We start from the raw sequence: 7,213 nt of genomic DNA on the forward strand, positions 1-7,213 counted from the left end.
GGGCGGCCTGCCGGGTCAATGCTCCCCGCGCCCCGCGCCGCCTGTCGAATGACGGCTGCGACACGCATTTTTAAGCGCTGTGCATCATGGTTTGGGGCCGGCGTGCCCTGACGAGGCGCGCTGTCGGCGGTTACCGCCGCGAGACGAGTGCGGCCTGCCGCAGAGAGGCGACGGATCTTCAGCATGGCGACGGTGTCGACGCGTGAGTTTCTGCCGCTCAAGCGACGGGCCGTCGAGGCCACCATGCTGGGGCTGGTTGCAATCCTGTCCCTGCTGCTGCTGCTCTATGTCGCCTTCGAAGACGCCCGGCGGACCATGGAGCGCTTCCATTCCGAGAAAATGGTCGCGCAGGGCCAAGTCGTCCAGAATGCACTGGAGAGCTTCGTCCGGCCGGGTTTGCCGCTTCGCCATTTCGTCGGTTTCTCGGGGTTGGTCGAACCGATCATCGACGGCGACAGGCTGGTGTCGTCCGTGGCTGCCTATGCGGCGTCGGGCGAGCGCGTTTTCGCGGTCGGGCCGGCTGCGGCGCGCTTCGACGGGCCGGCCCGGCTGAAGGACACACGCGCCGCCGATATCGTCGTTTCCGCCGGGGCGATCGAGGTCGTGCTGCCGCTGGACGACCGCTTCGAGCGCGTCGGCCATATCGTGCTCGTCACGCCCAGGGCCCTGATCGCCACTCAGGTCGAGGCGGCGTTCAAACCACTCCTCGGCTTGGCGATGCTGGCGGCGGCAGCGTTCGCCCTGGCGGTCGCTCTGCTGTTTCCGCGCCAGGATGGCCCGCTGCGGCTGCGCTGGGTCGGGATCGGCTTCATCTCCACCTTCGCCATCACGGCCGCCCTGGTCGTCGCCACTCTGGTTTCGACTTATTCGCTGGCCACTCAGGAGCGAGCCAAATCTCTGGCCGACAGCCTCGGCCAGAGACTGGACGACATCGTCGCCTTCAATTTGAGCTTCAACGACATCACAGGCATCGGCGCGCTGCTGGCCGAATACCGCCGGGCCAATCCGGACATCCGGGCTGCGGCCCTGATCGTCGATGGCCGCGTGATCGTTCACACCGATGCCGGCCTTGAAGGTGGAGCTTGGGACCACCGCTCGGACGATTACGAGTTTGCCGCCGATCTCTCGCCCAATGGTACGGCACGGATCCAGATCCGCGTTGCGCTGCCGCGGGACGTCGTATTCGCCCAGGTGCTTCGGAGCACGAAGAACTTCAGTGCGCTGCTCGTCGCTTCGGGGCTGTTCGCCGCGCTCTTCGTGGGACTGGTTCATGCCTTCCAGCGTCGCAGCAGGATCGGCCGCGATGCTTCTGATGACGACGCCAAGGCCTTCAGCATCGATCTGATCAAGCCCGCCTTCTTCCTTGCGGTCTTCTCTGAACATCTGAGCTATGCGTTCCTGCCCCAGATCATCCAGTCTGCGACGCTCGCGGCAGGGCTATCGAAGGCTTGGGCCTCCGCCCCATTCACGATTTACTATCTGACCTTCGCCATGGCGCTCATCGCCGCCGGACGCCTGGAACAGCGCATGTCGGCCCGTGGCCTGGTCGTCGGCGGGCTCGCCCTCTCGGCGGTCGGCATGACCTTGATGGCGATCCATCTTGATTTCCAGTCTGCCGTGCTCGCAAGAGCGCTGTCGGGGATGGGGCAGGGCATCCTGTTCATCGGAACCCAAGCCTTCGTGCTGACCAACTCCTCCCAGGCACGGCGGACCCGGTCCGGCAGCATCATCGTGTTCGGTTTCCAGGCGGGCATGATTGCGGGAATGGCGATCGGCTCGCTGCTGTTCTCGTCGATCCACGCGGCCGGCGTGTTCCGGCTGGCGGCTGTCGTCGCCGGCGCGACGGCGCTCTATGTCGGCCTCGCCCTGCCGGTCACGCGGTCGTCCGCCAGCTCTGTGGCGAGGGCGTCGCTCTGGCGTGATGTGCTCACCTTGATGCGAGACGGTGCTTTCGCACGGACCGCCCTCCTGATCGGCATTCCCGCCAAGGCGATTCTCACCGGCGCCGTCCTGCTGGGCCTGCCGTTGCTGCTGGCCCAACTCGGCTTCGCCAAGGAGGATATCGGCCAGATCACCATGCTCTATGCCGGCGCCGTCATCATCTCCTCCCAGCTCGCCTCGGCACGGGCCGACCGGACCGCCGACACCCGCACTCTGCTGTTCCACGGGGCGTGCCTGACTGCGCTTGGCCTGTTCGTGATCGCGAGCCCCGGCCTGTCCGTGCCGTTTGCGCTCGATCTCGGCGCTTGGCCGGTGACGGCGCTCATCATCTGCGGCGTCGTCACCATCGGCATCGCCCATGGCTTCATCAACGCTCCGATCGTGACGCATGTCGCGGAGACGGCGGCGGCAGGCGTCGTCGGCCCGACCAGGGCGGCCGCGACCTATCGGCTCCTGGAACGGGTCGGCCACGTGACGGGTCCCCTCGTCATGATGCAGATCTTCGCGGTGATGGGCGTCACATGGAGCGCCTTCGCGACAATCGGCGTCGGCATCCTGATCATGGCTCTCCTCTTCCTGAGCGCGGGGCGGACAACGACTGCGGGTCGATCCAACCTGTCGGCCGCTTAAGGGGATCTGCATGGCTGTAGCGAGAACGATTTACGCGAGACCTGTCGCGAGCCTGCTCTCGGCCTGCCTCGTGGCCCTCGCCGCCGCGGCCGGGGCCGAGGCCGCTCCCCAAGGCCAAGCCGTCCTCCAGACCCAATCCCAGCCTGGCGGTGAGAAGGATGAGGCACCCTATCACGCCTGGTTCAAGGTCACGGCGGCGACCCGCGATCACTGGCGGCTGGTCGCGGCGCCCGGAAACCCGCTGGAACTGCGAGTTCTCCCCAAAGAGGCCACTTCGGGCGCACGGCCCAAGAAGATCATGGTCGTCTACCCGCGACCGTCATCGGCCTACGACGTCGCAATCTCGAAGATGCTCTCCGTCTTCGCCAACAAGCTGCTGGCTGTCGAACTCACCGTCATCAACTTTCAGAATGAGGACGAACGAGGCCGGCTGATTCTGAAACGGGTCGAGGACGAGCAGTTCGACCTGATTCTGGCGATGGGCTCGGAGAGCACAGCCTGGCTCTGGGAGCACTACAGGGGAGGGCGTTTGCCGGTCGTCACCGTCTGTTCGAAAGACCCTGTCCTGCTGGGCCAGGCCGCCGCTTACGATCGGGGATCGGGATCGAATTTTGCGTTTACCTCGCTCAACGTGCCGATCGACGTGCAAATGGCCTATGTCGCCGCCCTCAAGCCACAGCTGAAGTCGATTGCCGTCATCGCCGATGGTGCCAATGTCAGCGCCATGGAGACACAGGCACGGCCCGTTCTCGAATACGCGAAGGCGCGCGGCGTTTCGGCTCTCGAACTGACGGTCAGGGATCCGGCGAATGCCAAGGCCGAGCTGGCGCAGCTCATCAAGGGCGCGGTCGAGAGAATGAAGGTCGCGGACCCCATTCTCGCCTCGAGCATCTTCTGGGTCACCGGCAGCACGGCCGTGTTCCGTGAGATCGCCACCATCAACGCCCATGCGGACCGCGCGGCGGTGCTCAGCGTGGTTCCCGACATCGTCCGCGGCGGTGGTGACAGTGCAATGCTCTCGATCGGCATCAGCTTCGAGTCCAATGCGCAGCTCGCGGCTCTCTATGCGAGCGACGTGCTGACCGGTCGCAGTGAAGTGGGCCAGATCAAGGTGGGTGTCGTCACCCCGCCCGACATGTCGATCAATTTCCAGAAGGTGCGTGAAGCCGGTGCGTCGATACCGCTGTCGATCTTTGCGGCGGCAGGGACCATCTATGACTACGAGGGCAATCTTGTGCGCGTAGACGGCAAGGCGAGTGCCCGCTTGAGCCAGTGAAGGCGGGCGCTATCCTCGCCCGGAGCGGCCGGTCCGGAACAGGGATGCGGGTCAATCGATAGGTGGCCTTTTCACGAAGCCGTTCAGAGTTCATTCGTGATGTATTGTGCGGTTTTGACCTGAATATTTTTTAAGTATCCTCGTTAGGCTTGAGCATAGGCTCGCCGCTCTATGTCTCTTCCACGTCAGCTTCCGATGATGTGTCGCTGACGCCGGATGGGGGCATCGATGTCTATTACCGCCAGCACAGTCCGCGAGACCGAGGCTTTTGGGCTGCCGCTTCAGCCCCTGGGCCTGAACCGGCACATCGAGGTCCTGTTCCGGCGGCTGCGCATGGCCATTGTCCATGGCGGTGACAAGACCGTCGACGGTGCAGTCCTTGGCATGGCGGGCAATCAGCGTTCCTGGAAGAGCTACCGTCCGGTGGCCGAGGACATTGCTGCGGCCCTGATGCGTCTCGGCTGCCGCCAGCCCATCGAGGTGATGCCAGACGACATGCGACTGCCGGCGCGGTTGCGCGACAGCGGCACCCATATGGCATGGCTGAACACGGCCGGGGTGCAGGGGGCCTCGGCCATTACGCATACGCCGGCGATGTTCGAGATGCTCGGCCTGCCCTATGTCGGGCACGAGCCTCTGCTCGCCGGGATCCTCGACAACAAGCACCTGTTCAAACAGCAACTCGTCGCGGCAGGCATTCCAACGGCGCCGTCGTTGCTGGTGCGCCCCTCGCCCAATCCGTTCTGCCCGACGCAGGATGCCGGCTTTCGGCGGATCTTCGGCGCCTATCGCGGCCCCTTCATCGTGAAGCCGGTATCGGGGCGGGCCTCGCTCCATGTCACCTTCGTCGACAGCATCCTGCAGCTGCGCGACGCGATCGCGAGCGTCACGGCTGTTACAAGGGCGCCTGTACTGATCGAGCGCTATCTTGGAGGCGCGGAATACTGCGTCGCCATTTGCGGCCCCGTCGTGGCGCGCGGGGGCGTTCTGACCAAGGCAGAGGAGCCTCTCGTCTTCTCGGCGCTGGAACGGCGATTCGCTCCTGGCGAGCCGATCTTCACCTCGATGGATGTGAAGCCCATCAGCGAAGAACGGGCCCGGCTGCTCGACCCCGTATTGGATCGCGCCGCATGGACGCAGCTCGCCCGGATCGCGCGCGCCGTTTTCGCCCAATTCGGCCTCGAAACGCTCATCCGACTCGACATTCGTGCCGATCAGGATGGCAACATGTTTGTGCTCGAAGCCAACCCCAAGCCCGATCTGAAAGCGCCTGCGCCTGGCGTGACCAGTCTCGTCAGCATCGGTCTGGGGCAGCAGGGCATGACCTATGACGACCTGATTCTCTCCCTGTTTGCCAATCGGATCGAGCGTCTTCTCGCCGACAAGCACGAGACGATAAGCCGCCTTGCCGGCGTGTCGTAGGTGACCGGACCCCGCCCGTGCGGGCAGAGAGGCCGGGTTTTCCGGTAGCCGCCGAGGCGATGGAACGCGATCTGAAACCGGTCCCTAGCCTCGCGGGCGCTCTTGGTGCGCAGCGCGACATGGACCTAGCCGGAGACGGCCACAGAGACCGCTTCGTCGTCGACCGGCAGGGTCACGGCACGACCGTGCGCGACCTCCTCGATCTCGTTCGGAACCCGAACGTTGAGGTCGGATCATCCCGACTTGGTAGCGAAGGGATGGGGCTCGCAAGGGCCATGTGGTGAAACCGCTGTGTGAAAGCGGACAACCGACAAGCTCTTACAAAACCGAAGCTCTTTCCCTGCTGAGGAAAAAGAGTGGTGCCCAGGAGAGGACTCGAACCTACCGACCAGTCCCAGGACCATTGAAAAATAAGGGAAATTCCGTAGCAAGTCCCATCTCTGAGTGGGAGTTTGTAGTGGAACCAGTTGCAAGCGAAAGTAGCGCAATTGCGCAGTCTTGCAAGCAGGAACTAAGCCATTCCTCCATCAACACCATCGGACGCAAACATCGCCCTGCGATCGCGGCCGGCGCTACGAAGACCGGCAGCGGTGGAGTCCCACCGCAGTCTCTCAATCTCGACGCTGGGCCGCAGCGTCGGAAGCCGTTCAGCAAATCAGCGAACGCCACTCAGCTTTCCAAGACTAAAACAACCGCAGTTCAACCCTCGATAGGCACCCGAGCCTGACCCCTCCATCACTCCGTTAAACCCTCGCCATCAATGCGAGAAATTGAAAATGCTGGGTGACGCACGATGCTAACCCTGGGCTCAAAGCGGACCCCTATTCACAATCGAAACGGATAAGCTCCAAGCTTTCGAGACCGACTCAAGTGGGGAACCCCCCAGCAAATTAGAGGATCCCGGAAATGACGATAGAGGACATGAGGCAGAACGCCCTGGACGAAAGCGAGGTGGCTGCGCTGCGCGCCCTCGGCCTGACAGATAATGAACTCCACGAAGGCCCTCTCTCGGATCGCGTCAGATCCTGGGCCGCCGCCTACATCCGCGCCACGCTAGACGATCCGCGGACGGCAGGAGATGGGGGCCACAAGGGCGTCCGGGAGACGTTGCGCAGGAAGGCTCACGCCGCTGGGGCTGACGCGGCCGCCGATCCCAAAGCAACCCTCAAAGTTGTCACGGCTTTGAGGTTCGACGTCCCCATGCTGGCTTCGCACTATGAAGCCGGGCGGTACGTACCCGAGCCTGGGACTATTAGAGCTGTCTGGCGCTACCGGTACCGGAGCGCCGCTGGCGGGGCGGTCGCCAAGGTCGCGCCGATCCTCGACGTGGGCGGCGGGCGATCGTGGCGCGCGCCGAAATGGCCACGCCTCTGCGAGGACCCGAGGGTCGAGGCGGTCGGATCGACCTACCGCCTCGCCGTGGCCTGCGACCTTGTCGGCCGACCGGACCTCCTGGAACTCGAGGGCGCCGCGGTTGAGAAGCGCCGCCAGATCGCGGCCATCAGGGACATTGCCGACCTCGACGGTGGGGCCGCGATCACGGTCTTCGACCTAGGACAGGATGGGCATTGGTCGATCCAACTGGTCGCCACGTCAGGAAACAAGGGCAGCCTCCAACTAACTGGGATTGTTCAGGAACTCGTTGCCATCCTCGAAACGCAGGCACTTCTATTCGCGAGGTCGGGTAAAAAATTCGTACCCTCCAAGATCGACTGACAGAAAAGGCTGATACTTCAATTACGTTGCGGCATCTCGCTGAGCGCCTCCGAGCCTCCTTGCCGACCTCCACCGGATGCGTCTCCCAATCCGAGTGGGCGCATTCAACCGGCCGAGTATGTGATTCCCTTAGAGCCCGTCCCGAAAGGGTTGAGCGACTGGGGCACTCGTGATTCCAAGGGGTTGTTCAGGCCATCTTGGAGCGAGCGATGTGGACCCCAGCCACTC

4 protein-coding genes are annotated in these 7,213 nt (G+C 63.8%); all 4 read left to right on the forward strand.

The genetic code is table 11. The annotated features are described in order from the left end of the window. The first annotated feature begins 183 nt into the window (after window positions 1-183). The 4 genes from ACFPN9_RS24175 to ACFPN9_RS24190 all read left to right on the forward strand — a co-directional run bounded on the left by ACFPN9_RS24175 (window position 184) and on the right by ACFPN9_RS24190 (window position 6,985). Window positions 184-2,571: an MFS transporter gene (locus tag ACFPN9_RS24175; RefSeq protein WP_068074726.1), complete on the forward strand. Its 2,388-nt coding sequence runs from the start codon at window positions 184-186 to the stop codon at window positions 2,569-2,571. Between the two features lie 70 nt (window positions 2,572-2,641). Continuing rightward, window positions 2,642-3,847, forward strand: a complete 1,206-nt coding sequence (locus ACFPN9_RS24180) for an ABC transporter substrate-binding protein (RefSeq protein WP_068074723.1) — start codon at window positions 2,642-2,644, stop codon at window positions 3,845-3,847. 216 nt (window positions 3,848-4,063) lie between these two features. Beyond that, window positions 4,064-5,269, forward strand: a complete 1,206-nt coding sequence (locus tag ACFPN9_RS24185) for a D-alanine--D-alanine ligase family protein (protein ID WP_377817759.1) — start codon at window positions 4,064-4,066, stop codon at window positions 5,267-5,269. Between the two features lie 906 nt (window positions 5,270-6,175). Then, window positions 6,176-6,985: a hypothetical protein gene (locus ACFPN9_RS24190; RefSeq protein WP_377817760.1), complete on the forward strand. Its 810-nt coding sequence runs from the start codon at window positions 6,176-6,178 to the stop codon at window positions 6,983-6,985. Window positions 6,986-7,213: the final 228 nt, after the last annotated feature.

The organism is Allobosea massiliensis, assembly GCF_042655245.1.
Lineage (GTDB): Bacteria > Pseudomonadota > Alphaproteobacteria > Rhizobiales > Beijerinckiaceae > Allobosea > Allobosea massiliensis.

Coding starts and splice junctions, on each gene's coding strand:
- ACFPN9_RS24185 (WP_377817759.1), top strand. CDS start 4,064: ATGGGGGCATCGATGTCTATTACCGCCAGCACAGTCCGCGAGACCGAG.
- ACFPN9_RS24175 (WP_068074726.1), top strand. CDS start 184: ATGGCGACGGTGTCGACGCGTGAGTTTCTGCCGCTCAAGCGACGGGCC.
- ACFPN9_RS24190 (WP_377817760.1), top strand. CDS start 6,176: ATGACGATAGAGGACATGAGGCAGAACGCCCTGGACGAAAGCGAGGTG.